Source organism: Nonomuraea marmarensis, from assembly GCF_043197025.1.
Lineage (GTDB): Bacteria > Actinomycetota > Actinomycetes > Streptosporangiales > Streptosporangiaceae > Nonomuraea > Nonomuraea marmarensis.
The window spans coordinates 55,513-80,850 of record NZ_JBICRM010000022.1 but is presented as its reverse complement, the minus strand read 5'-3'; the positions used below and the strand labels follow the sequence as shown (position 1 = coordinate 80,850).

At 68.2% G+C, this 25,338-nt stretch carries 27 protein-coding genes; 8 read left to right on the top strand and 19 right to left on the bottom strand.

The window, feature by feature from the left end; translation table 11 throughout:
- Positions 1–239: 239 nt before the first annotated feature.
- Positions 240–1,247, top strand: a complete 1,008-nt coding sequence (locus ACFLIM_RS31135; protein ID WP_393171516.1) for a M23 family metallopeptidase — start codon at positions 240–242, stop codon at positions 1,245–1,247.
- 4 nt (positions 1,248–1,251) lie between these two features.
- Here ACFLIM_RS31135 and ACFLIM_RS31130 read toward each other — a convergent pair whose 3' ends face one another.
- The 18 genes from ACFLIM_RS31130 to ACFLIM_RS31045 all read right to left on the bottom strand — a co-directional run bounded on the left by ACFLIM_RS31130 (position 1,252) and on the right by ACFLIM_RS31045 (position 18,160).
- A complete protein-coding gene (locus ACFLIM_RS31130) occupies positions 1,252–2,133 on the bottom strand; it encodes a tyrosine recombinase XerC (protein WP_449291487.1) in 882 nt (293 codons plus the stop codon).
- 543 nt (positions 2,134–2,676) lie between these two features.
- Complete coding sequence (gene dprA, locus ACFLIM_RS31125; protein WP_393171515.1) at positions 2,677–4,044, bottom strand: DNA-processing protein DprA; 1,368 nt, start codon at positions 4,042–4,044, stop codon at positions 2,677–2,679.
- A 233-nt stretch (positions 4,045–4,277) separates the two neighbouring features.
- Positions 4,278–5,813 carry a YifB family Mg chelatase-like AAA ATPase gene (locus ACFLIM_RS31120; protein WP_393171513.1) on the bottom strand — a complete coding sequence of 512 codons (1,536 nt, stop codon included), beginning with the start codon at positions 5,811–5,813 and terminating at the stop codon, positions 4,278–4,280.
- On the bottom strand, positions 5,814–6,167 hold the full coding sequence (locus ACFLIM_RS31115) for a YraN family protein (protein ID WP_393171511.1): 354 nt from the start codon (positions 6,165–6,167) through the stop codon (positions 5,814–5,816).
- Between the two features lie 473 nt (positions 6,168–6,640).
- Positions 6,641–6,964, bottom strand: a complete 324-nt coding sequence (locus tag ACFLIM_RS31110; protein ID WP_026215037.1) for a DUF2469 domain-containing protein — start codon at positions 6,962–6,964, stop codon at positions 6,641–6,643.
- A gap of 39 nt (positions 6,965–7,003) precedes the next feature.
- Entirely contained in the window at positions 7,004–7,672 is a 669-nt protein-coding gene (locus ACFLIM_RS31105; protein WP_393171508.1) for a ribonuclease HII, read from the bottom strand.
- A 52-nt stretch (positions 7,673–7,724) separates the two neighbouring features.
- Entirely contained in the window at positions 7,725–8,318 is a 594-nt protein-coding gene (gene lepB, locus ACFLIM_RS31100) for a signal peptidase I (RefSeq protein ID WP_393171507.1), read from the bottom strand.
- Positions 8,318–9,178, bottom strand: a complete 861-nt coding sequence (lepB, locus tag ACFLIM_RS31095) for a signal peptidase I (RefSeq protein ID WP_393171505.1) — start codon at positions 9,176–9,178, stop codon at positions 8,318–8,320. Before lepB (ACFLIM_RS31095) ends, lepB (ACFLIM_RS31100) begins: the two co-directional genes overlap by 1 nt.
- A gap of 159 nt (positions 9,179–9,337) precedes the next feature.
- Entirely contained in the window at positions 9,338–9,700 is a 363-nt protein-coding gene (gene rplS / locus ACFLIM_RS31090; RefSeq protein WP_393171503.1) for a 50S ribosomal protein L19, read from the bottom strand.
- A 155-nt stretch (positions 9,701–9,855) separates the two neighbouring features.
- On the bottom strand, positions 9,856–10,635 hold the full coding sequence (gene trmD / locus ACFLIM_RS31085) for a tRNA (guanosine(37)-N1)-methyltransferase TrmD (protein ID WP_393171501.1): 780 nt from the start codon (positions 10,633–10,635) through the stop codon (positions 9,856–9,858).
- On the bottom strand, positions 10,635–11,135 hold the full coding sequence (gene rimM / locus ACFLIM_RS31080; protein WP_393171499.1) for a ribosome maturation factor RimM: 501 nt from the start codon (positions 11,133–11,135) through the stop codon (positions 10,635–10,637). Before rimM ends, trmD begins: the two co-directional genes overlap by 1 nt.
- Positions 11,136–11,205: 70 nt before the next feature.
- Entirely contained in the window at positions 11,206–11,451 is a 246-nt protein-coding gene (locus ACFLIM_RS31075; RefSeq protein ID WP_043634919.1) for an RNA-binding protein, read from the bottom strand.
- A gap of 1 nt (position 11,452) precedes the next feature.
- Positions 11,453–11,911, bottom strand: coding sequence for a 30S ribosomal protein S16 (gene rpsP, locus ACFLIM_RS31070; protein ID WP_393171497.1), 459 nt, complete (start codon positions 11,909–11,911; stop codon positions 11,453–11,455).
- Positions 11,912–12,234: 323 nt separating this feature from the next.
- On the bottom strand, positions 12,235–13,785 hold the full coding sequence (gene ffh, locus ACFLIM_RS31065) for a signal recognition particle protein (RefSeq protein ID WP_393171495.1): 1,551 nt from the start codon (positions 13,783–13,785) through the stop codon (positions 12,235–12,237).
- A 57-nt stretch (positions 13,786–13,842) separates the two neighbouring features.
- Positions 13,843–14,403, bottom strand: a complete 561-nt coding sequence (locus tag ACFLIM_RS31060) for a GTP-binding protein (protein WP_090935927.1) — start codon at positions 14,401–14,403, stop codon at positions 13,843–13,845.
- 7 nt (positions 14,404–14,410) lie between these two features.
- On the bottom strand, positions 14,411–14,734 hold the full coding sequence (locus tag ACFLIM_RS31055) for a DUF742 domain-containing protein (RefSeq protein WP_138667107.1): 324 nt from the start codon (positions 14,732–14,734) through the stop codon (positions 14,411–14,413).
- Positions 14,735–14,844: 110 nt separating this feature from the next.
- On the bottom strand, positions 14,845–15,267 hold the full coding sequence (locus ACFLIM_RS31050; protein ID WP_020546542.1) for a roadblock/LC7 domain-containing protein: 423 nt from the start codon (positions 15,265–15,267) through the stop codon (positions 14,845–14,847).
- A 67-nt stretch (positions 15,268–15,334) separates the two neighbouring features.
- The gene (locus ACFLIM_RS31045; protein WP_393171493.1) at positions 15,335–18,160 is read right to left on the bottom strand and encodes a sensor histidine kinase; all 2,826 of its coding nucleotides are present in this window, start codon (positions 18,158–18,160) and stop codon (positions 15,335–15,337) included.
- Between the two features lie 435 nt (positions 18,161–18,595).
- On the opposite strand from ACFLIM_RS31045, the gene ACFLIM_RS31040 reads away from it, so the two are divergent.
- The 7 genes from ACFLIM_RS31040 to ACFLIM_RS31010 are packed head-to-tail and all read left to right on the top strand — an operon-like array spanning position 18,596 to position 24,776.
- Positions 18,596–19,582, top strand: coding sequence for an ABC transporter substrate-binding protein (locus ACFLIM_RS31040; protein ID WP_393171491.1), 987 nt, complete (start codon positions 18,596–18,598; stop codon positions 19,580–19,582).
- Complete coding sequence (locus tag ACFLIM_RS31035) at positions 19,579–20,355, top strand: ABC transporter permease (RefSeq protein WP_393171489.1); 777 nt, start codon at positions 19,579–19,581, stop codon at positions 20,353–20,355. Before ACFLIM_RS31040 ends, ACFLIM_RS31035 begins: the two co-directional genes overlap by 4 nt.
- On the top strand, positions 20,352–21,131 hold the full coding sequence (locus tag ACFLIM_RS31030; protein WP_393171487.1) for an ABC transporter permease: 780 nt from the start codon (positions 20,352–20,354) through the stop codon (positions 21,129–21,131). Before ACFLIM_RS31035 ends, ACFLIM_RS31030 begins: the two co-directional genes overlap by 4 nt.
- An 18-nt stretch (positions 21,132–21,149) precedes the next feature.
- Positions 21,150–22,154, top strand: a complete 1,005-nt coding sequence (locus ACFLIM_RS31025) for a methyltransferase (protein WP_449291486.1) — start codon at positions 21,150–21,152, stop codon at positions 22,152–22,154.
- Positions 22,155–22,204: 50 nt separating this feature from the next.
- The gene (locus tag ACFLIM_RS31020) at positions 22,205–23,185 is read left to right on the top strand and encodes an ABC transporter substrate-binding protein (protein WP_393171484.1); all 981 of its coding nucleotides are present in this window, start codon (positions 22,205–22,207) and stop codon (positions 23,183–23,185) included.
- Positions 23,182–23,958 carry an ABC transporter permease gene (locus ACFLIM_RS31015; protein WP_393171482.1) on the top strand — a complete coding sequence of 259 codons (777 nt, stop codon included), beginning with the start codon at positions 23,182–23,184 and terminating at the stop codon, positions 23,956–23,958. The genes ACFLIM_RS31020 and ACFLIM_RS31015 overlap by 4 nt, the downstream gene beginning before the upstream one ends.
- Complete coding sequence (locus ACFLIM_RS31010; protein ID WP_393171480.1) at positions 23,955–24,776, top strand: ABC transporter permease; 822 nt, start codon at positions 23,955–23,957, stop codon at positions 24,774–24,776. Before ACFLIM_RS31015 ends, ACFLIM_RS31010 begins: the two co-directional genes overlap by 4 nt.
- Position 24,777: 1 nt before the next feature.
- Here the strand turns inward: ACFLIM_RS31010 and ACFLIM_RS31005 are convergent, their stop codons facing one another.
- Positions 24,778–25,317, bottom strand: coding sequence for a GTP-binding protein (locus ACFLIM_RS31005; RefSeq protein ID WP_393171478.1), 540 nt, complete (start codon positions 25,315–25,317; stop codon positions 24,778–24,780).
- Positions 25,318–25,338: the final 21 nt, after the last annotated feature.

Here is a 25,338-nt window from a genome sequence, read left to right as displayed (position 1 = left end):
GCCCCGTCCGCTCTCCAAGCACCCGTCCCCTCTCGAAAGCCCCGCCCTCTCGAATCCCGAACGCCAACGGCGACTGATCCGCACGCGCCACGGCCGTCACATCCAGGCTCGGACACTCTCGCCCTCATCCAAACCATCACCGAGCCAGTTATCCACAGCCCGTCCGGCCACTCCCCGCTTCATCAACAGAACGAAGTTCACCGCCTCGCGACCCCAAGCACCTCAACCAAACTCGCGCCATGAACTTCCACCGAAGTCCGCACCCGAAACGACCCACGTCCTCGCCGCCGAACCGCCGTACCCCTCATATGGCCAGGAGAGCCCTGACAGCCCTCCTCGTCGTTGCCGTAACCCTGGCCATCCCCGCTCCCCCAGCAAGAGCCTCACCGCCGGCATGGCGCTGGCCGCTGGACGGCCACCCCCGCATCCTGCGCCGCTTCACCCCACCCCCCAAGCCCTGGCTCGCCGGCCACCGCGGCCTCGACCTGGCCGCCCCCACAGCCACCCCAGTCCTGGCAGCGGGCCCAGGCACCGTCCGCTTCGCCGGCCCTGTGGCGGGAAAAGGCGTGGTCACCATCGAGCACCCAGACGGCCTACGCACGACCTACCTGCCAGTCACAGCATCCGTACGCCGAGGCCAACCGGTCACACCAGGAGCCAAACTCGGCGTCATAGAGGCCACCAAGGACCACTGCCAGGAGTCCTGCCTACATTGGGGCCTCCTAAGAGAAACCCTCTACCTAGACCCCCTACTACTCCTGACCCAAGCCCCCATCCGCCTCCTCCCCTACTGGCTCGCCACCCCCACCAACCCGGCGACACCAATCACCGGCTCTCCGTCCAACACCGCCCCAACTCCCAGCACCGCCTCGGACCTCAGCACCGGCGCATCCCCGACCTCCGACCCACCGTTCAACACCACGCCGCCGCTCAACACCGACTCACCGCCCAGCACCGGGACGCCGCTCAGCACTACCCCAGGGCTCAGGACCGCCTCCACACTCAGTGCCAACCGCTCGCCAGCCCAACCAACGCCCCAGTTCCTGACCCTCTCGGCCGCAACGCCCGCAGCACCGGCCATCGGCCTGGGCACACTGCTGGCTACCGTCCTTCTGATCACGGCCCTACGCCGACGACGGCGCTCCAGAACGAACGGTCACAGCCCAAGACGAGGCCAGCACCGCAAACGGCGTCACAGAGGGCGAGCCCGCAAACGCCGCCCGCCAATCTCACCGCCATCGCGTTGAGACATCACGCCCTTGGATGTGCCTGCCGATACGCGGCCCGGAGACGCTCGATCGAAACATGTGTATAGATCTGCGTGGTGTTCAGAGATGCATGACCGAGCAACTCCTGAACACTACGTAGATCCGCCCCGCCTTCGAGCAGGTGAGTCGCCGCACTGTGCCGCAACCCATGCGACCCCATGTCCGGCGCCCCTTCCACCTGCGCCAGCCGGGCATGCACCACTCGCCGAACAGTCCCCGCGTCGATGCGACCACCGCGTACCCCCAGAAAGAGCGCGGGCCCCGACCTTGCCCGAACCCACAGCGGCCGCCCGTGAATACACCACCTGTCCAGCGCTCGAAGGGCAGGCGACCCGAACGGTACGGACCGTTCCTTACGCCCCTTGCCCATCACCCTGATGACATGCCGATCCCGGTCCACGTCGTCAACATCGAGCGAACACAACTCGCCGACCCGCACCCCCGTGGCGTAGAGCATCTCGAGGAGGGCCTGATCTCGAAGTTCCTTGGGCTCCTCGGTCGAGGGCACATCCAAGACGGCCTGCGCCTGCTGCTGATCGAGTACGGAGGGCAAGGGCCGAGCCGCCTTGGCACTTCCAAGCAGCAACCCGGGATCCACCGGCAACCAGCCACGGCGATGGCAGTAGGCGGTGAAGGTGCGAGCACAGGCAGTCCGGCGCGCCAGAGTAGTCCTGGCCTTCCCCGCCCCATGCTGATCGGCCAGCCACTCTCGGAGCATCCCGATATCCAGACGCTCAAGCTGCCCATTCATGTAGTCGAGCAGGGAGTTGACGTCAGACAGATAGGCCCGGACCGTATGCGGCGAAAGATCACGCTCGAACCGCAGATACCGCCCGAACTCGCCCACCACCTCATCCCTGTCCACGCCCATACTCCCGCCCACAGCCACCTCACCAGCGCCCACGAAACACCTCCACCATCCCACCTAAATCCAAACGCCCACCCAGAAACAACCTCCCCTGACCTCCCCACCCACGCGCCCACAAACTTGACTACCCACCCAACTTCCGAAACCCCTACTGCCATACTCAGCCAGACAGTCGGCAGTGGTTGGCTCCTTCCTCCGCTCGGGCGTGATCCTCCGGCTACAGGGAGTTTCCTCCGGTGGTTCTCTGTGGGCAGCCTTCCAGCCGCTGGCGGGCGGCTTAGCCAGTGGGACATGGACGTCCAGTTTGTGAGACGCGACCCTCCAGTCGGTGGTGGCATTTCTCCGGTCGCGGGCTGAGTGTGCTCGAGCCGGTGGTGGCAAATGCCCGCCCGTACCGGCGGCGGGCATCCGATGTCACTCGATCGGCAGCCCCAACCGAGGGACGTCACTCCTAAGCCCAATAGCCGCTGAAGCCCCAGTCGCCACTGATCCACCGACCAGGCGGCGGCAACCCCTCGGTGGAAGTAGGGCCCCCTCAGCTCAACCGTGCTCAGTCAGGTCGTCTGGGCTTGGGCAGTCGTCGTCTGCGAACAGAGGGTCCTGGGTTGGGTCGGTGGGCTCCGGGGTGGGTGGGGGCTCCAGGGCGGCGGAGTCCGGGACCTTTGGGTACGTGGTTGTCTGCTTGCGGAGGCGCCAGCCGTTTGTGGTTCGTTCTATGTAGCCGGCGGCTGCCAGGCCACCCAATGCGCTCAGGGCGGTGTCCAGGCCTACGCCCGCCGCGACCGCTATGGAGGCTGGGCCTGCGCCGCCGCGCGAAGGGATCGCGTCCAGGACTCTTCTGGTTGTTTCGTTGAGTTTGTCTCTGGGGACCGCCGGGGCTCGGGAATGTGCGGCCAGGTCGTCGCCTATTACGCCGACGAGGTCGATCATTTCTTCTGGTGAGGTGATGCATACCGCCTTGCGCTCGCGGAGGAGCCTGTGGCAGCCGGCCGACATGCCTGATGTGACTGGGCCTGGGACCGCTCCGAGGTGTCTGTTGAGGGTCAGGGCGTGGGCGGCTGTGTTGAGTGCGCCGCTGCGTAGGGCGGCTTCCACCACCACCGTGCCTCTGGACAGGGCGGCTATCAGGCGGTTTCTGATGAGGAAGCGGGCTCGGGTGGGGTGCACGCCGGGTGGGCATTCACTGATCACCACGCCCTGGTTCCTCGCTGCGGTGAACAGGGTGTCGTGGCCGCTTGGATAGCAGACGTCGACACCGCAGGCCAGGACGACCACCGTTGGCGAATCGGCCGCCAGCGCTCCTCGGTGAGCCGCGCCGTCCACGCCGAATGCGCCGCCTGACACGACGGTCCAGCCCGACTCGCTGAGGCCGACGCCGAACTCGGCTGCGATGTGCGCGCCGTACGCCGTGGCGGCTCTGGCACCTACCACTGCCACGGATTTGAGGCAGGAGAAGCGGAGGTCTGCCGTGCCGTGGAGCCACAGTCCGAGAGGGCGGCTCGGACCCAGTTGGTCCAGTTGGGTCGGCCATTCGGGGCTGCCTGGGATGATCAGTCTGGCCCCGGACCTTTCACCTGCTTCGAGGTCGGCGGCGGGGTTGGCGGCCGCCAGGCGGGCGTACCAGGTGTTCAAGCGGGCGGTCAGGTTTGGTGGGCGCTCTTGCTGAGCTTCCTGCGCTATGAAGTCCGGAGGCAAGGTTCGGGCGCGAATCACCTCCACCGCCCCAGGAGCGCCGTACTGCGTCACGAGGCGGCCCATGATGGCGTCGCCCACGTCGGCGGCCCGCATGAGAGCGGCCCTGGCCTCATGCTCCGCACTGGTGCCACTCCCTCCGGATGGAGCCTCCCCCGTGACACTTCCCCCTCCGACCGGGCTTGTGGCGGTCTTCTCAGCGAGTATGCCGGTCACGGTGGCTGGAGAGGGGACTGCGACTCCTTCGGGCGGGCCGTGAACCGCGACTCCCCCGGCCTGAGCAGGCGCGGCCGCTCGCTCAGCCGGGGCAGGCGTAGCGGCTGGTGGGGCGAACTCGGCGGCTCCTGAGGGCGGGCTGGTCATACGGGCTCCCGGGGGTGGATGGGGTGTTGTGGTTGTCCTCTTGGGGCTGGGCGGGCGAGGGAGTGGTTGTGTAGGGGCGGGGTGCATTACGACTTCACCCCTAGCCAGAAGCTGAGGGCGGCGGTGGTTTCCTCTTCGCCCGGACCGGCCTTGTTCGCCAGGTCCGCCAGAGTCCAGGCGACCCGGACCACGCGGTCGAGGCCGCGAGCGGTGAGGGTGCCCGAGTCCAGGCAGGACGTCATGGGCTTCATGGCCGCCGGGGAAGGGCGAAAGTCGGCGTGGAGGATGGAGGAGGGGATTTCGGCGTTCGTCCGCCAGGAGGTGCCCGCCAGGCGTTTGGCGGATCGTTCGCGGGCTACCAGCACGCGTTCGGCCACCGTCTTGCTGGTCTCCACGAACTGGCGGTCGGCCATGAGCTCGCGTCTGGACGAGCGGACCACGGGGACCTTCATGTCCACGCGGTCGAGGAGTGGGCCGGAGAGCCTGCCCAGGTAGCGGCGCCTGACCGTGGGGGTGCATTTGCAGTTTTCGCCCTGGTCCTCGGCCTGGGCGCAGGGGCAGGGGTTCGCGGCCATGACGAGCATGAATCTGGCAGGGAACGTGACCGAGCCCATCGACCTGGAAACGGTCACGCGGCCCGACTCCAGCGGCTGCCTCAGCGAGTCGAGCACGTGGCGGGGGAACTCGGGCGCCTCGTCCATGAAGAGGACCCCGCGGTGAGCGAGTGAGACCGCGCCCGGGCGCACGACCGTGCTGCCGCCGCCGATGATCGCGGCGGATGTGGCCGTGTGGTGCGGGCTGACGAACGGCGGTCTGCTCATCATGGGCGCGTTCGGCGGCAACACGCCCGCGACCGAATGGATGGCCGTGACCTCCAGGGCATGGTCGAGCTCCAGGTCCGGCAGGAGGGTGGGGAGGCGTTCGGCCAGCAGAGTCTTGCCGGTGCCCGGCGGGCCGAGCATCCAGAGGTTGTGGCCGCCCGCCGCGCACACCTCCAGGGCTCGGCGGGCGAGTGGCTGGCCCACGACGTCCGCCAGGTCGACCGCGGGCTCCGTGGTGGGTTTGGGCGGCTCCACGCACTCCTCGATCGGGAGCTCGGGCGGGTCGTCTCCAGTGCGCAACCACTCGACCAGCTGGCGCAGGTGCGCCACCGGGACCACCTTCACGTCGGGCACCAGGGCGGCTTCGGCCGAGTTCGCGGATGGGATGACGACCGTGACCTCCCCGTGTTTGGCCGCGCCGAGGATCGAGGGCAGTACGCCGCGTACCGGTCTTATGCGGCCGTCGAGGCCGAGCTCTCCCAGGAAGAACGTCTCCGTGATGCGTTCGGTGGGAACCACACCCGCGGCGCCCATGATCGACATGGCTATGGCCAGGTCGAACTGGGACCCGCGTTTGGGCAGGCTGGCCGGGAAGAGGCTGACGATGATGCGGGCGTCGGGCCACGGGTAGTTGCTGTTGACCAGCGCGGATCTGACCCGGTCACGGGCCTCGCTGAGCGCCGTGTCGGGAAGGCCGATGAGGTGGATGCCCGCCAGGCCGTTGCCCACGTCGGCCTCGACCTCGACAGTGCGGCCTGTCACGCCCACCAGGGCTACGCTGCGGGTGCGGGCCACCGCCATCTAGATCGCCCCCCGTACGTGACGGAGCGCGAAGTCCCCGGCGAAACGCTCCAGGGCGATCACGTCTACCCTTACGGCCTCGAACGTACGGGGCTGCGCGGCCAGCCACTTGGCCGCGAGCATCTGGAGCCTGGCGAGCTTGGCCGGGCGTACCGACTCCAGAGCTGTGCCGTGGGATCTGCCCGATCGGGTTTTGACCTCGACGACCACCAGGTTGGGACCTTCTTCGGCGATGATGTCGATCTCGCCGTGGCGGCAGCGCCAGTTGCGTTCGATGATCTTCATCCCCTCGGCCTCCAAGTAGGTCACGGCTATTTGTTCGCCGTGCTTGCCGAGTTCGTTCTTCGCGGCCATGTGCCCCTCCGTCCCGTCCGGTCCGCTGCGGTCCGGCACCGACCTTCGTGGATGAGGGGTGGTGGGGGTCGGCCCGAACGGAGTTCTGGGGATGACGACGGTGGGTTACCGACGAGTTGTGGATAAGGAGGGCTCTGCGGCGGCCTCTCGCGGCTGACGCCGGTCATGCGCGTAACGCGGCTGATGCGCTGGTGCTGGACACGGTGGTGCCCGCCTCACGCGCCCAGCATGCGGAGGCCGACCGTCGTGGCGCCGTCTCACACGGCCGGCCCTGCGGGGCTCGGCGTGATGGCGCTGTCACATACGGCTACCACTGAGAGGTCGGCGCTGCCGATTGGGCGGCGACTGATCGGGGCAACCCTGGGCACAAGAGAGTGACGTCCTGCCACCGTGCAGGCCGCCGATTCGCCCCCTCGCCAGTGCTACCCCTGTTCAGGCGCAGAACGCGAAGGGGCGGCGCCGATGCCGACGACTTACCCCGAGAACCCTTCCTTGGGCATCTCCAGATCTGCCTTGGCCAGCTCTTCCACGTTTACGTCCTTAAACGTGACCACCCGCACGTTCTTCACGAACCGCGCCGGCCGATACATGTCCCAAACCCAGGCGTCCTGCATCTTGACGTCGAAGAAGACGTCGCCGTTCTCCGCGGTACGGACGTCGAGGTCGACCGAGTTGGTCAGATAGAACCGCCGCTCAGTCTCCACGACATATGTGAACAACCCGACGACATCGCGGTATTCGCGGTAAAGCTGCAGCTCCATCTCGGTTTCGTACTTTTCGAGATCTTCTGCGCTCATCGCGGTCCTCCTGTCGTACCGGTCCCCCGGTTCGCCTGGTCAGGCAACCCCGGCCCCCATTTCATTTTCACCCATCTCCCTCGCCACCGTGACGAAGGAGTAACGGTGTTCAGGACACGGGCCGTGCGTTTCCAGTGCCAGCCGGTGTCCTGGTGTGACATACCCCTTGTGCTCCGCGAAGCCATACTGCGGGTAGCGCGCGTCCAGCGCGACCATCAGGCGGTCCCTCGTCACCTTGGCCACGATCGACGCGGCCGCCATGCACGCGGCCACCTGGTCCCCCTTCCACACGGCCAGCGACGGCGCCGGCAGCCCCGGCACCGGGAAGCCGTCCGTCAGGATGTACTCCGGGTCACAGGGCAACTGTGCGACAGCTCGCCGCATTCCTGAAACGTTGCATTTGTGAAGACCTTTAGCGTCGATCTCCCCCGGCGGGATGATCACGATACCCACGTGTGAGGCGGGCATGATCTGGTCGTACAGGCGTTCGCGCACCACCGGGGCTATCAGTTTCGAGTCACTGAGGCCGTCGATCTCCTTGCGCAGGATGACGGCCGCGACGACCAGCGGCCCCGCGCACGCGCCACGCCCGGCCTCGTCGACGCCCGCGATGGGAGTGAGGCCGCGGCGGGCCAGCGCCCGCTCGTAGGCGTAGAGTCCGGAATCGCGCCGGACGACGCTCGGTCGAGGGCGGAACGCAACTGTCATGACACAGGAAGCGTACGCCCCATTCGCCGCAAACCGCGACCGAAAGCCTCCTCTACTTGACCTTGTCGAAAGTATCCGGACGGGAGAAGAGATAGCCCCGGGACAACGGCCAATAACGCACCACGGCCTTGCCGATCATCGCGTCCTCCGAGATGAAGCCCTTACCGGGCTCCTCCGTGTGGGCCCGTGAGTCGGCAGACGCGCTGCGGTGGTCGCCCATGAGCCAGAGCTTGCCGGGCGGCACCGTGATGTCGAACTTATCGCCGGAAGCGAAATCGCCGGGGTAGAGGTAGGACTTCTCCTCCAGCGGCGTACCGTTGACGCTGATGCGCTTCTGGGAGTCGCAGCACACCACCTTGTCGCCGCCCACGCCGATCACCCGCTTGATGGTGTCCTCGCCGTTCCAGCCCTTGAAGACCACGATGTCGCCGCGCTCCGGCTTGCCCGCGAGCTTGTTGACGAAGACGCGATCGTTGACCAGCAGGGTGTTCTCCATCGACACGGACGGGATGTAGAACGAGCCGACCACGAACGCCTGCAGCAACAGCGCGATCCCCACGCCCAGGACCAGCAGCAGGACGGTCTCGCGGAAGCCGCCCTTCTTCTTCTCTTTCCCCACGCCCTCCGCCTTCTTGGTGACGGCCATCAACGCCTCCTCCCCCGCCGGCGCCGACGAACCAGCACCAGGGGTACGGCGAGCCCGAACCCGGCGACCAGCGGCACGGACTCGCCGAGCGCCTGGAGCGCGGGCTGCGCGAACGTGTCGGGGATGTCGATCGAGGCCGCCCGGTTGAACGGCCAGACGATCACGAAGGCCCGCCCGATGACCTGGCCCTCGGGAATGGAGCCGCCGCCCGCGTCACCGGTGTGGGAGCGCGAGTCGAGCGAGACCGAGCGGTGGTCGCCCATCACCCACAACCGCCCGGGCGGCACCGTGATGTCGAAGAACTTGTCGGAGGGCACGTTGCCTGGGTAGAGATAGCCCTCTTCGTCGATGGCCGTGCCGTTGACCGTGATGCGCCCCTTGGAGTCGCAACACTTGACGTGGTCGCCGCCGACGCCGATGACCCGCTTGATGTAGTCCTTCTCGCCGGGCACGATGCCGAACGCGGTGCCGACCCACCGGAAGAACGCCGCGACCGGGTTGGACGGCTCCTCCAGCTGAAACTCGCCGTCCCAGGAGTCGACCCCCGAGAACACCACCACGTCGCCGCGCTCGATGTCGCGCGTGTGGTATACGAGCTTGTTGACCAGGACCCTGTCGTTTGTCAGCAGGGTGTTTTCCATCGACTCCGATGGAATGTAGAAGGCCTGGACCACAAACGTCTTGATGATCAGTGCCAGCACCAGGGCGACGACGACAAGAACGGGAAGCTCTTTCCAGAACGACCCCTTCTTCTCCTTTTTCCCGCCCTTGGTCGGCTGCTGAGTCTCTTCGGCGACCACGTCCACCTCGTCCTCGACAGGGCGGCGCGCCGCGCCGTGCTCCTGGTTCTCGCTAGTCATCGCTGACGAGCCTAGATGATGCATCGGCTCGACAAGCCTCGACCGACGTTACACCCATGCACGAGTCGCTCCACATAAAGGAAACGGCCCTGTAAAGCCGAATGGCCCGCGCAGGGCGCGGACCATTCGGAAAAACCGGAGAGACTTCGCGAACCTCGGCTACTTCGCGGCCGTCGTCTCGCGCTTCTCACGGATGCGGGCAGCCTTGCCGCGCAGGTCGCGCATGTAGTAGAGCTTGGCGCGGCGCACGTCGCCGCGGGTCACGAGCACGATCTTATCGATGACCGGGCTGTGCACGGGGAAGGTACGCTCGACGCCGACGCCGTAGCTCACCTTGCGGACCGTGAAGGTCTCGCGGGCGCCGCTGCCCTGCCTGCGCAGCACGAAGCCCTTGAAGACCTGGATGCGGGAGCGGCTTCCTTCGACGACTCGGACGTGGACCTCGAGCGTGTCACCGGGGCGGAAGCCCGGCACGTCGCTGCGAAAGGTCGCCTTCTCGAGCTCCTGGATCTTCGTGTGCATGAGAGTTTCCTCAAAGTCTCGCGAGCAGGCGGAGGTCCACCCGGCCGCGCTCGAATCGAGCACGGCATCAGAGAGGACACGCTTGCTGTCTCCTGGGGTCCGGGGGTCGCTCTTCCCGGGCACGCAACACCGACCGCATGATGGTCGGCAGCGATTCAGTTTGCCATATCTTCCGGCCCGACGCGAAACGACAGCTCCTCGAGGAGTTTCCTGTCGTGCTTGTCGAACGTCGCGGGGTCGAGCGCCGCCGCCAGCTCGGGCCTGTTCGCCACAGTACGCCGCAACGCCTCGTCCCGCCGCCATCTGGCGACTTTACCGTGATGCCCGGACAGCAGCACCGCGGGCACCTCGTGCCCCCGCCAGACGGGCGGCTTGGTGTAGACGGGACCTTCGACCAGATTCCGCATCGACCCGGGCGCGAACGAGTCGTCCACGGCCGACTGCGCGTTGCCCAGCACGCCGGGCAGCAGCCTGCCGATGGCCTCCACCATCACGAGGACCGCCACCTCGCCGCCCGCCAGCACGTAGTCACCGATGCCGACCTCGTCCACCCGCAACCGCGCGGAGTACTCCGCCATGACCCGCGCGTCGATGCCCTCGTAACGCCCGCACGCGAACAACAACCACGGCTCCCCCGCCAGCTCCTGCGCGAGCTCCTGGGTGAACGGCCGCCCGCTCGGCGTCGGAACGATCAGCCGCGGCGAGCCGTCCCCGGCCACCGCGTCGATGGCCTCGCCCCACACCTCGGGCTTCATGACCATGCCGGGCCCCCCGCCGTAGGGGGTGTCGTCGACGGTCTTGTGCACGTCGTGTGCCCAGTCGCGCAGCTGATGCACGCGTACGTCGAGCGTGCCGCGCTCACGAGCCTTGCCGATCAGCGACACGTCGAGCGGCGCGAAGTATTCGGGAAAGATCGAGATGATGTCGAGCCGCATCACAGCAGGCCCTCTGGCGGATCGACGACCAGCCGGCCCGCCTCCAGGTCCACCTCGGGCACCAGGGCCTTGACGAACGGGATGAGCGCCTCGTCCGCCCCGTTCCTGCGTACGACCAGGAGGTCCTGACCGTGGTGCAGGACGTCGGTGACCTCGCCCACGGCCTCGCCTGAGGCGGTCTCCACCGCCAGGCCGATGAGCTGGTGGTCGTGGAACTCGTCGGGGTCCTCGGACGGCGCGACGTCGGCCGAGTCGATGACCAGCATGGTGCCCCGTAGCTCGTCCGCCACGTCGCGGTCGGTGACCCCGGCGAACGACAGCAGCAACATGCCCTTGTGCCAGCGGCGCCCCTCGATGACCAGCGGCCCCCTGTCGGCGGGGTCGGTCTCGATCGACGTGCCGACGGCGAGGCGCAGCTCGGGATCGTCGGTGCGCACCTCCACGGTCACGTCACCGCGTACCCCGTGCGGGCGGCCTATCCGGCCGACGACCAACTGCACGTGAACCTTCCTTCTCTAACGCAAGCGCCCCCATCGGTCAGCAAACCGATGAGGGCACAGAAACCTGACGCTAACGGACTGCTTCGTGCAGATCGAGCAGATCGACTCGCACGTATTTCCCGTCGGCCAGGGCGTTCACGACCGTGCGCAGCGCCTTGGCGGTGCGCCCGCCGCGTCCGATGACCTTGCCCAGGTCCTCGGGGTGCACCCGGACCTCCAGGACGCGCCCGCTGCGAATGCGGCGTGCGCGGACCCGGACATCGTCGGGATGTTCGACGATGCCCTTCACGAGGTGCTCGAGAGCCTCCTCGAGCACGTCAGGCCTCGCCCTCGGTCTGGGTCTCGGCGGGGGCCGGGGCGGGGGCCGGGGCCTCGGCCTCGTCCTTCTTCCTGGCCCTCTTCGGCGTGGTGGCGGCCGTGCCGGTGTCGCCACCGGACAGGGCCTCCTTGGCCGCGGCTTCGTAGAGAGCGTGACGGTCGGGCGCGGGCTCGGCGACCTTGAGCGGTGCAGGGGCGGGCTCGCCCTTGAACTTCTGCCAGTCACCGGTGAGCTTGAGCAGCTTGAGCACCGGCTCGGTCGGCTGCGCGCCGACGCCCAGCCAGTAGGCCGCACGCTCGGCGTTGACCTCGATGCGCGAAGGGTCTTCCTTCGGGTGGTAGAGGCCGATCTCCTCGATCGCCCGGCCGTCACGCTTGGTGCGGCTGTCGGCGACGACGATGCGGTATTGCGGGTTGCGGATCATGCCGAGCCGCTTGAGTTTGATCTTGACTGCCACGGGTGTGGTCTCTCCTGCATTCGAGCGTGGGTGAACGGCGACCTCACCGAGTGGGGCACGATGAGAACGACGCTCCAGGGACAGGCGCGTCCGGCGGGAGGTGAGAGGGCACCCGCCTGGTCACGGTGTTCCAACATGCCATTGTGCCAGATCGAGGGCACTGCCTTCGACCTCCTGCAGCAAGCCACCGCAAAGGGTCGGCAAGGACCACACGCCCAGCCGCGGCGAGCGCGCGGATGGCGGCGCAGGACGACGGCGCGGGCGGCGTGTTGGCGGCAGGAGGCTGAGGCCGGGGGCTCGGCGGCAGCGCAGAGCGGTGCGGGCTACTTCTGGCCGGGCAGCCGCAGCTTGGACGGGTCGAAGCCCGGTGGCAGCTCCATGCCCGGCGGCAGTTTGCCGCCCAGGTTGCCCAGCACGCCTCCCTGCTTCGGCTCGGCGGGCTCCTCCTCCGAGGACGACGCCTTGCCCAGGGCCGCCTTGCGCGGGTCGCCGCTGACGCGCCGCCCCTTCTTGGCCTTCTTCTGGGCCTTGGACGCCTTGCCCCGCCCGCCCGGCATGCCGGGAATGCCCATGCCGCCCGCCATCCGCTTCATCATCTTCTGGGCCTCGAAGAAGCGGGTGACCAGGTTGCTCACCGCGCTCACCGTGACGCCGGAACCGCCGGCGATGCGGGCGCGGCGCGACCCGTTGATGATCTTGGGGTCCTGGCGTTCGGCCGGGGTCATCGAGCGGATGATGGCGGCGATGCGGTCGAGGTCGCGGTCGTCGATGGAGTCGAGCTGGTCGCGCATCTGGCCCATGCCGGGCATCATGCCGAGCAGGTTTTTGATCGGCCCCATCTTCTGGACCATCATCATCTGCTCGAGGAAGTCCTCGAGCGTGAAGTTTTCGCCCGACGTGAGCTTGCCGGCCATCTTGGCGGCCTGCTCCTCGTCGAACGTCTTCTGGGCCTGCTCGATCAGGGTGAGGATGTCACCCATGTCGAGGATGCGGGAGGCCATCCGGTCGGGGTGGAAGGCGTCGAAGTCTTCCAGCTTCTCACCGGTCGAGGCGAACATGATCGGCCGGCCCGTGATGTGCCGGACCGAGAGCGCCGCGCCGCCGCGGGCGTCGCCGTCGAGCTTGGTCAGCACGACGCCGTCGAAGCCGACCCCCTCCATGAACGCCTGCGCCGTCGTGACGGCATCCTGGCCGATCATGGCGTCGACCACGAACAGGACCTCGTCGGGACGGACCGCGTCGCGGATGTCGGCGGCCTGCTTCATCATCTCCTGGTCGATGCCCAGGCGGCCGGCCGTGTCGATGATGACGACGTCGTGCTGGAGGCGCTTGGCCTCGTCGATCGACGTGCGGGCGACCGCGATCGGGTCGCCCACGCCGTTGCCGGGCTCGGGCGCGTAGACCGCGACCTGGGCGCGCTCACCCACGACCTGGAGCTGCTGGACGGCGTTGGGCCGCTGCAGGTCGGCGGCGACGAGCATGGGCACGTGGCCCTGCTCGCGCAACCACCGCGCCAGCTTGCCGGCCAGCGTCGTCTTACCCGCGCCCTGCAGGCCCGCGAGCATGATGACGGTCGGCGGCGTCTTGGCGAGGCGGATCCTGCGGGTCTCGCCGCCGAGGATCCCGATCAGCTCGTCATTGACGATCTTGACGACCTGCTGCGCCGGGTTGAGCGCCTGGGAGACCTCGGCGCCGCGGGCACGCTCCTTGATCTGGGCGACGAACGCCTTGACCACCGGGAGCGCGACATCGGCCTCGAGCAGCGCGATGCGGATCTCACGGGCGGTGGCGTCGATGTCGGCATCGGACAGCCGACCCTTGGCTCGGAGGGAGGAGAAGACCGATGTCAACCGGTCGGATAGCGTCTCGAACACGTGGTTGGCCAGTCCTCGATGCGAATGTACGTCTAAGCCTCCAGCCTATCCGCTCCGCTAGCCGCTCCAGCCTGGCACGGCCATCCGAACCGTGAGCGCGTGCTCGACCAGGTTGATCAGCGCGCTCTTGACCGAGTCCTTCGACCTGGCGTCCAGGCGGACCATCGGGATGTGCGGGGCCAGGGTGAGCGCGTCGCGAACTTCGGCGTCGCTGTGGGCGTACTGGCCGTCCCAGCCGTTCACCCCCACGATGAACGGCAGCTGGGCCTCCTCGAAGTAGTCGATCGCGGGGAAGCTGTCGGCCAGGCGGCGGGTGTCCACCAGCACGACCGCGCCGATGGCGCCGCGTACCAGGTCGTCCCACATGAACCAGAACCGGTGCTGTCCGGGCGTGCCGAACAGGTACAGGATCAGGTCGCGGTCGAGCGAGACGCGGCCGAAGTCCATCGCGACGGTGGTGGTCGACTTCAGCGGCGTCATGCCCAGATCGTCGATCCCGGCGGAGGCGTCGGTCATGACGGCCTCCGTGGTCAACGGCATGATCTCCGACACCGCGCCGACGAACGTCGTCTTGCCCACCCCGAACCCGCCGGCGACCACGATCTTCGTCGAGGTCAAACCGGGGCTAGAGCCTGCGAAGTCCACTGAGCACCCTTTCCAGCAGGTTGACGTCCGGCCTACCCGCATCCAGCTGCGGCTGATGCACCCGAACCAGGCCCTCGGCAGCCATATCCGCGATCAGAACACGCACCACACCGAGCGGGATCCGCAGCAGGGCCGACACTTCGGCCACCGACCTGACCTGCAGGCACAGCTGGCTGATGGCTTTGTACTCGGGCGTGATGTGGGAGAACTCCCGGTGCTCGGCGGTCGCCGAGGACACCAGGGCCTCCATGGCCAGCTTGACCTTGGGCGCGGTCCGCCCGCCTGTCACGGCGTAGGGCCGCACCGGCGAGGCGGGGTCAGAGCCGGCGGGCGGCGGCGGGGGTGGGGGCTCCCAGCCACCGCTGTTGTGGGAGTCCCAGCCGCCGCTGTTCCATCTCGGGTCTGTCACCTGCATCACCTGGTCTGGCTGGCGCGCAGCTCCGCGCGCACAGCCGGAGTCAGCACCTGACCGGCGCGATCGACCATCAGCGTCATCTGGTACGCCACCAAACCCATGTCACAGTCCGGAGCCGCCAGCACCGCCAAACACGAACCATCACTGATCGACATGATCAGCATCAGCCCACGCTGCATCTCCACAATCGTCTGATTAACCGCACCACCCTCGAACACCCTGGCCGCACCCTGCGTCAAAGAAACCAACCCCGACGCGATCGCAGCCAACTGATCAGCCCGGTCAGCCGGAAAACCCGACGAAGCCGCCAACGGCAACCCATCAGACGATACGACCACCGCGTGCGCGACCCCCGGAACCGTACTGACGAAGTCGGTGATTAACCAATCCACCCCGCGTGCCGCGTGGCTCAGATCGTTCATACGCCCTCCTTCGTCGGTCGCATGAACGACAGTCGGCTGTGTTCGATTGGCCGCTCGCTTCGCTCGCTCATGCGCCCTCGTCCCTACTGTCACTCCTGGGGCCGGACGGGTACGTCCTGCCCTCGCTGATGTCGTCGCGTGCGGCTCGGAAGCCTTGTTGGAAGCTCGAAAGCCGGCTGCGCACCCGGTCGGGCGAGACCGACGGCATGGGAGCGACTCCCTTCGGCGCCGATACGGTGTCGGCCGATCCCGGCACCAGGTTGGCCTTCGGCACCCGCTTCGGCAGCCCGGCCGCCGTCGAACCGTCGCGTACCGGCTCCACCACGGCTTCGGCGGCGCTCCAGCCCGCGTCCGCCTTGGCCGAGCCCCAGGTGGCGCCGCTTTCGGCGCCGTGGTCGAACCAGGCCGACTCGACCGAGGCGAAGATCGGCAGGTATTCGTCCCCGGCCGAAGCGGGCTTCACCACCGGGATCGGGCCCGTGGCCTGCGACTCCGTCTCGGGGAAGTCGTACCGGTTCTGCATGGGGAGTTGCTGCTCGGGGCCGCGCGTCCAGGGGCGGGTCTCGTCGGGCAGGGCGCCGCGCTGGGGCAGCGCGTGCTCTCCCGTCACGGGCCCGCGCGAGGGCACCCACACATCTGAGGAGGAGTCGGACGAAGGCGCGGACGGCGGTGCGGACGGGGGTGATGACGGGGACGACATCCAGCCGCCGGCCTGGGCGGGCCACGCCGGCACCGACGGCCAGGAGCCGCTCTGCGGCACCGGCTCGGACGGGTACGACGGATACGACGGGTGTCCGGGGGCCAGCTGGTAGGACGAGGCCGGCCACGGGCTGGCGGCCGCGGGCTGCGGCGTGTTGTACGCCTCCTCGCGGGCGCCGTTCGCGGGCGCGGAACCGGCGTACGAGGGGGCCTGGGCGGCGCCGAGCAGGGACTCGGGGATGAGCACCATCGCGGTCAGACCGCCCGAGCCGTGCGGGCGGAGCTGCACCCGGATGCCGTGCCGGTGCGCCAGCCTGGCCACCACGAACAGTCCCATGCGGCGCGAGACGGAGACGTCCACGGTGGGCGCGTCGGTCAGGCGCTCGTTGGCCTGGACCAGCTCCTCCCCGGTCATGCCGATGCCGGAGTCGCTGATGGAGAGCATGATGCCGCCGCCGTCGATCCTGCTGCCGGAGACGGGCACGCGGGTCTCGCGCGGCGAGAACGACAGGGCGTTCTCGATCAGCTCGGCGAGCAGGTGGATGACGTCGTTGACGGCCTGTCCCGCGATGGAGACGCCTTCCGGCACCTCCAGGACGACCCGCTCGTAGTTCTCGACCTCGGACAGCGAGGCGCGGGCGACGTCCACCAGCTTGACCGGCTGGCTCCACCGGCGCGGCGGGTCCTGCCCTGCGAGGACCAGCAGGTTCTCGCTGTTACGGCGCATGCGGGTGGCCAGGTGGTCCAGCTTGAACAGGTTCCCGAGCCGCTGCTCGTCCTGCTCGCCCTGCTCCAGCCCGTCGATCAACGTGATCTGCCGCTCCACCAGCGTCTGGCTGCGGCGGGAGAGGTTGACGAACATCGAGTTGACGTTGCTGCGGAGCCGGGACTCCTCGCCCGCCAGGCGGACCGCCTCACGGTGGACCTCGTCGAAGGCGCGGGCGACTTCACCGATCTCGTCTCTGGAGGAGATCTCGATGGGCGGCACGCGTAGCTGGTCGGGGGCGACGTCGCTGTTGCGGAGCTGGCGGACGAGCTCGGGCAGCGTCTGGCCGGCGATCTTCAGGGCGTCGCCGCGCAGGCGCCGGAGCGGCCGTACGAGCGAGCTGGCCATGAGGGCGGTGATCGCGAGGACCAGGACGAGCAGCACGACGACGAGACCGATGTTGATCGCGGCCAGTTGCCGGTCGCCGCTGGCGACGTCGGCGCTGCGGGTGGCCACCTGCTCACCCAGCGACTTCTGCACCTGGTGGAGCCGGTCGACGGTCTCGGTGATGGAGTCGAACCAGCGGTCGATGTCCCTCGTGGTGGAGCTGTCGAGCCGGCGCAGGGACTGGTTCTGGTTGTTGAGCAGGATGGCCCGGCTGATGTAGAACTCGGCGCGACCGATCTTCTGGCTGGCGACCGTGTTGTCGAAGTTCTGGCGCTGATCCGCCGTGGCTACCGCGCTGAACGTGGCCCGCTCGCTCTCGCGCCGCGACCGGGCGTCGATGAAGGCGTCGAACTCCGGCTCTTCGAAATCGCCTCTGATCAGCGCGATCGCCAGCAGGGCCCGCTGTTTGGAGGCCTGTTCCTCGGCGCGGGCGATGGCGCTCAGGGCGGAGCTGGTGGAGATGAGCTCGTCGTCCGTGGAGCCCTGGCCGAGCTCGTCGTAGAGCTGCAGCATTTCGGCGATGGTCTCGGAGTACTTCTCCACCGTCGGCAGCGGCGGCAGCGAGGATTCGGAGACAGTGCCGCGCAGTGAAGGGAGCTGGCCGAGCCGGGTCCTGATGCTCTCCAGGTTCCTGCGGCCGATGTCGGACAGTGACGGCTCGGCGGTCTTCGCGGTCGACAGCGTACGGCTGACGCTGGCGTCCACGATCGCCTGCTGGCTCTTGAGCCGCGACGCCTCGGCCGACCGCTTGCCGGACACGACGAAGCGGCTGGCGAGGTCGCGTTCGAGGCCGAGGTCGCGGGAGAGCTCGCCGAGCTGCGTGACCAGCGCGCCCACCTCGCTGATCTGCTGGTATTGCTGGGCGCTGCTGATCGAGGTGGTGACGCGCAGGCCGCCCAGGATGACACCCACGATCGTCGGAATGGCGATGAGAGCGATGAGACGGGTGCGCACACGCCAGTTGCGCAGCGCAAGCGAGCTGCCCGACCTGGGCAGCCGCATCTCCGGCACCTCGCCGCCGCCCACAGACTGCTCCGGCATTTCCGGAGCCTTACCACGACCGTGGCCGGTCGTTGTTGTCTTCACTGGTGGCAACCTCTCGCCATGGCCTGCTTTGGGGGTTCAGCGCCTTCGTCGCGCGGACGAGTGATCGCAGGCAAGTTCGAGGCCCAATTTGAGCACAAACCTCATACTTGAGCCAACGTCTCGGCGGTTTTCAACCGTTCCAAGTGACACATTGTTCATCTCGCAAACCCTTGTACACGGAGTGCAACCACCACACTAATCCGGACAAATAGTCACTAACGGGCATTTATATCCATATTTACTGCTATAGCGGTGGACAGTCATATTTAGCAGATAAACTGCGTATATGCGGCAGGGTTGCTGCCGATCCGATCTCCCCTCCGGTACGCTTCACGACCGGCTATCTTGTGCCGATCTCCAGAAGCTTCCCCCCTGGTAGGAGAACCCCCCATGACACGCAAACTGCGCTGTCACGCCATTGTCATCGGCGTCACAGTCGCTCTCACCCTTGCCGGCTGCGGCGGTGGCGGCGAGTCCTCGAACTCGTCGGCCAACACCAACGGCTTGGAGAAAACCACCATCAAGGTCGGGGCTCTCCCCATTCCGGACCCTGTATCGCTCTATATCGCCAACGCCAAGGGCTTCTTCAAGGAAGAGGGCCTGACGGTGCAGCCGACCATCATCACCGGCGGCGCCGCCGCGCTGCCGCAGATCGAGAGCGGCGCGCTGGACATCTCGCAGACCAACTACGTCTCCACGTTCGTGGCCGTCGGCCAGGGCAAGAAGATCAAGCTGGTCGCGGACTGTTACCAAGCGGGTCCGAACACGTTCAACATCATGGTTCCGCAGGACTCGACGATCAAGACGGTGGCGGACCTGAAGGGCAAGACCATCCTGGTCAACAACCTCAACAACATCGCCACGCTGGCGGTGGAGACGCAGCTCAAGGTGGCCGGCCTCACCAAGGACGACGTCAAGTTCTCGGAGAAGCCGTTCCCCGACATGGGCAATGCGATCAAGGGCGGCCAGGCCGACGCGGGCTGGATCACCGAGCCGTTCATCACGGCCAACCAGAGCGCGAACGGCTTCCGCAAGCTCGCCGACACGATGACCGGCCAGACGGAGAACCTGCCCATCGCCGGCTGGATGGCCACCGAGGAGTGGTCCCAGAAGTACCCGAAGACGCTGGCCGCGTTCCAGCGGGCGATCGCCAAGGCGCAGCAGCTCGCCTCGACCGACCGTAAGGAAATCGAGGCCATGCTGCCGACGTACACGAAGATCGACGCGAAGACCGCGTCGGTGATCACGCTGGGGACCTACCCGAGCGAGCTGAACGCGAACCGGCTGCAGAAGGTGGCCGACCTCATGCTCGAGTACGGCTACCTCAAGAGCCCGATCGACGTGAAGTCCGTCATCACGGCGCCGGCCAGCGGATGACCGGTGCACGACTGCTCCGCGGCGCCGCCGGCGCCGCGGGGTTCCTCGTCATCGGGGAGCTCGTCATCCGCTTCGGGCTGAGCGATGACCTGACCTTCCCCGCGCCTTCGACCGTCCTGTACGAGGCCGCGGGCCTGCTGGCCGACCCCGAATTCCTGACCGGGGTCGGCACCACGCTCACGAACTGGGTGCTCGGCCTGCTGATCGCGATCGGGATCGCCGTGCCCCTGGGTGTGCTGCTCGGCGCGCTGGCGCCGGTGGAGCGGGCGATCAGGCCCGTGCTGGAGTTCATGCGGCCGATCCCCTCCGTGGCCATCATCCCGCTCGCCATCCTGCTGATCCCGGTGGACGAGATGATGAAGGTCTCGGTCATCGTGTACGCCTCCATCTGGCCGATCCTGATCAACACCCTCTACGGCATGCACGACGTGGACCCGCTGGCCAAGGAGTCCCTGCGCAGCTTCGGATTCGGCTCACTGGCCGTGCTCGCCAGGGTGAGCCTGCCCAGCGCGGCCCCGTTCGTGGCCACGGGGGTCAGGATCGCCGCCGGGATCGCGCTCGTCCTGGCCGTCAGCGCCGAGTTGCTGGCCGGCGGCGTCGCCGGGATCGGCGTCTACGTGAACGTGGCGGGCAGCGGCAACAGAACGGACCTCATGATGGCGGCCACGTTCTGGGCCGGCGTCTTCGGCGTGCTCGCGAACCTGGTCCTGCTGGCCGGTGAGCGCCGCCTGTTCCACTGGCACCGGATGCGGACGGGGGCGACGGAGTCGTGAAGGCCATCGCCAGGCTCTGGGTGATCCCGCTCCTGCTCGTCGTCTGGGAGCTCTTCGGACGCGCGCTGGAGGACACCGACTTCCCGCCGCCCACGACGATCGTCGCCCGCATGTACGAGTTGTGGTTCTCCGGCCCGGCCGCCCGCGTCTTCCTCACCGACGACGCGATAGAGAACATCCTGCCGAGCCTCGGCCGCATGTTCGGCGGCTGGATCCTGGCCGCGGTGATCGGGATCGCGCTGGGCATGGTGCTCGGGCGCTCGCGGTCGGCGACGGACTACGTGGACCCGCTGATCGAGTTCGGCCGGGCCCTGCCTCCCCCGCTGCTGCTGCCGCTGTTCCTCGCGCTGTTCCAGGCGGGGCTGGCCACGCAGCTGGCCACGATCGTGTTCGGCGTGATCTGGCCGGTGCTGCTCAACTCGATCGACGGCGTCAGGGCGGTGGACCGCACCTACACCGAGACGGCGACCGTCTTCAACCTGTCCAGGCTGCAGCGCCTGCGCGTGGTCGTGCTGCCCGCCGCCTCGCCCAAGATCTTCGCCGGGCTGCGGCTGAGCCTGTCGCTGGCGCTGATCCTCATGGTGATCACCGAGCTCATCGGCGGCACCGACGGCATCGGCTACCAGTTGCTGCAGGCCCAGCGGAGCTTCGACGGCGCCGGGGTCTGGGCGACGATCGCGCTGCTCGGCCTGCTCGGCTACGTCGTGAACTCCCTGTTCGTGCTGGCCGAGCGCCGCGTGCTCGTGTGGCACCGGCAGGCGACCCGCAATCCGTGAACCCCCTGGAAGGGACATATGCCGCACTCCGATGACCTCCTTTGGGGAGCCGTAGGCGATATTTCGCGTTTCGCGGCTCTGTTGACCATGGCGGAGCTCGGCCTGGCCGACCACCTGGCGCACGGGGCGCTCGACACCGGCGAACTGGCCAGGCGCTGCGGGGCGCACGCCCCCTCGCTGCGCCGGGTCCTGCGTGAGCTGGCCGGCATGGACGTGGTCCGCCCGGCCGGAGCCGACGCCTACGACCTGACGGAGAAGGGCACCGCGCTGCGTTCGGACGTCCCCGACTCCGTCCGCTCCTCGATCCGCATGCTCGGCGAAGAGGGCTTCTGGTACGCCATCGGCATGCTGCCGACGACGGTCCGCGACGGCAGCTCGGCCTTCGTGAAGCGCTACGGGCACCTCTACGACCATCTCGCGAAGAACCCGAGGTCGGGCCGGCTGTTCGACGAGTACATGACCGCCAGGGCCATCCCGTTCACCGAGGGCCTGGCCAAGCGCTACGACTTCCCCGCGACCGCGACCATGGTCGACGTGGCCGGCGGCAAGGGCCACATCCTGGCCACGGTGCTGCACGCCAACCCGCACATGCGCGGCATCCTGTTCGACCTGGAGCACGTGGTGGACGGGGCCAGGCAGACGCTGGCCGCGGAGGGCCTGGCCGGCCGCTCGGAGGTCGTCTCGGGTGACTTCTTCGCCGAGGTGCCGGCGGGCGGGGACGTCTACCTGCTGGCCAGCGTCCTGCACAACTGGGACGACGAGGACGCGCTCAAGATCCTGCGCAACGTCCGCCGGGCCATGGACCCCGGTGGGCGCGTACTCGTGCTGGAAGTGGCACTTCCTGACGACGAGGAGCCACACCTGGGTAAAGACCTCGACATGCGGATGCTGGCGATTTTCAACGGCGGCACCGAGCGCAGCCGCGACGAGTACGCGGACCTGCTCGGCCAGGCGGACCTCACGCTCACCGAGGTCGTCGAGCTGGGCGCGGGCGCGAGCCTCATCGAGGCCAGGCCCCGCTGAAGCCCTCTCCCCAGCCTCCACCTGATGACGGACCCAGAAAGGCAGTGGCGATGAAGCTGGCCAGGATCGTAGTCGCGGGTATGGCGATCGCGCTCACGCTGAGCGCGTGCGGCGGAGGAGGGGGAGAGAGCGGCACCGGCGGCACCGCGTCCTCGGGCGGGCTGGAGAAGACACAGCTCCTGGTCGGCGTGGTGCCGGTGCCGTCGGCCGCGCCGCTGTTCATCGCGGAGAAGCGCGGGTTCTTCAAGGCCGAGGGACTGACCGTCAAGACGGAGATCATCCAGGCTCCGCAGGCGGTCATGCCGAAGATCCTCAACGGCAGTATGGACGCGTTCCTGACCAGCTACGTATCCCTCATGGCGATCAACGACTCGGGCGCGGCCAAGCTCAAGCTCTTCCAGCACAGCCAGGAGGCCGCCCCCAACGTCGCCGGTGTCGTGGTGGCCAAGGGCTCGCCGATCAAGACGGCCGCCGGCCTCAAGGGCAAGACGATCGCGGTCAACGTGCTGAAGGCGCTCGGGCAGACGCTGACCAACGCCCACCTGCAGGAGGCCGGGCTCAAGCCGGAGGACGTCAAGTACGTTCCCGTGCAGTTCGCCGACCAGCTCGGCGCGCTGTCCTCGGGCACGGTGGACGCGGCCTGGCTGGTCGAGCCGTTCCTGACCGCGGCCAAGAAGGGCGGCGCCACCCAGGTGATCGACACCACCGACGGCGTGACGGCCGGCGTGCCGATCGACGGGTGGGGCGTCACCGAGGAGTGGCTGGCCAAGAACCCGAAGACGGCCGCCGCCTTCCACCGCGCCCTGGCCAAGGCCCAGCAGGTCGCGGGGGCTGACAGGAAGGCGCTCGACGAGGTGGTGCCGACGTACACGCAGATTCCCGCGGACGCGGCGGCGGCGATGACGCTCGGCAAGTTCTCGCTGGAGGCCGACAAGGCGAGCGTGCAGAAGCTGGCCAACCTGCTGACCGGCTATGGCTACCTCAAGGCCAAGGTGGACGTGGCCCAGCTGTTCGCGCCGCAGGTGGGATGAGTCGGCTGGAACGCGGGGTCCTCGGGGTCGCCGGGGTCGCGGGATTCCTCGCCGCCGCCGAGCTGGCCGGGCGGAGCGGGCTGATCCCGGCCGAGGTTCTGCCGCACATGTCGCAGGTGCTCCTCGCCGCGGCGACACTGCCGCTGGAGGAGCAGTTCAGGTCCGACGTGCTGGCCACGCTGCAGGCGTGCCTGAGCGGGCTGGCCATCGCGATCGCGATCGCCGTGCCCGCGGGCCTGCTGCTGGGCAGCGTGCCGTTCCTGGAGCGGTCGGTGCGGCCGCTGGTGGAGTTCCTGCGGCCGATCCCCTCGGTGTCGCTGATCCCGCTGGCCATGTTCCTGTTCCCGGCCAGCCAGGACGCCAAGACCGCGCTGGTCGTCTACACCTGCTCGTGGCCGCTGCTGATCAACACGCTGTACGGCCTGAGCGACGTCGATCCGCTGGCGAAGGACACGTTGCGGAGCTTCGGGTTCGGCCCGCTGGCGGTGGTGGTGCGGGTGAGCCTGCCGAGCGCGGCGCCGTTCATCGCCACCGGGGTGCGGATCGCGGTGTCGGTCACCTTGATCGTGGCCGTGAGCGTGGAACTGCTGGCGGCGGGCGAGGGCGGGATCGGCGCGTTCCAGTCGCTGGCCGGGAGCGCGAACCGGCTCGACCGCATGCTGGCGGCGACCGTGTGGGCGGGGCTGATCGGGCTGGCCGCCAACCTGCTCTTCACGGCCGGCGAACGCCGCCTCTTCCGCTGGCACCGGGCGAGTGCGGGGGACGTGACATGAGCGGCCCAGTGAGTGGCGTCATGGTCCGGCGTTCGTTCGGCAGGCGGCTCGTGTGGTATTGGCTGCTGCCCGTGGCCGTGCTCGCCTGGGAGCTGGCCGCCCGCTCGGCGCAGGCCGCCTACTTCCCGCCGCCGTCGCGGATCGTGGTCAGGCTGCATGAGATGTGGTTCTCCGGGCCGCCGGGGCGGGCGTTCCTGACCGACGAGGCGGTGGCCGACCTGCTGCCGAGCCTGGCCAGGCTGTTCGCGGGGTGGGCGATGGCGTGTGTGGCGGGCGTGCTGATCGGTGTCGCGCTCGGCCGCTCGCGCCGGCTGTCGGCCCTGGTGGAGCCGCTGCTGCACTTCGGCCGCTCGGTGCCGCCCGCCGCGCTGGTGCCGGTGTTCCTGGCGCTGTTCAAGATCGGCACGCCGATGGAGCTGGCCTCGATCGTGTACGGGGTCATCTGGCCGGTGCTGATCAACTCCATGGACGGCGCCCGGCACGTGGACCGCCAGTACATCGAGACCGGCGTCGTCTACCGGCTGAATCCCTGGCAGCGGCTCACCCGGATCATCCTGCCCGCCGCCGCCCCGAAGATCTTCGCCGGGCTGCGGCTGAGCGTGTCGCTGGCCCTGATCATGATGATCATCTCGGAGCTCGTCGGCAGCAGCGAGGGCATCGGGCACCGCATGCTGGAGGCGCAGAGCCAGTTCGACATCCCGGCCATGTGGGCGGGGATCGTGCTGCTCGGGCTGCTCGGCATCGTGCTCAACACCGCGTTCCTGGGTGTCGAGCGCCTTGTGCTGTCCTGGCATCGCGGCGCCAGGAACGGCGGCTGACTCAACCGCCCCAGCCCGGCACCGCCATCCGGACCGACAGCGCGTGCTCGACCAGGTTGATCAGCGCGCTCTTGACCGAGTCCTTGGACCGCGCGTCCAGCCGCACCAGCGGGATATGCGGGGCCAGGGTGAGCGCGTCGCGAACTTCGGCGTCGCTGTGGGCGTACTGGCCGTCCCAGCCGTTCACCCCCACCACGAACGGCAGCTGGGCCTCCTCGAAATAGTCGATCGCCGGAAAACTGTCGGCAAGACGGCGCGTGTCCACCAGCACGACCGCGCCGATGGCGCCGCGTACCAGGTCGTCCCACATGAACCAGAACCGGTGCTGTCCGGGCGTGCCGAACAGGTAGAGGATCAGGTCACGATCGAGGGAGACCCGGCCGAAGTCCATGGCCACGGTGGTGGTCGACTTCAGCGGCGTCATGCCCAGATCGTCGATCCCGGCGGAGGCGTCGGTCATGACGGCCTCCGTGGTCAACGGCATGATCTCCGACACCGCGCCGACGAACGTCGTCTTGCCCACCCCGAATCCTCCAGCCACCACGATCTTCGTCGAAGTGAG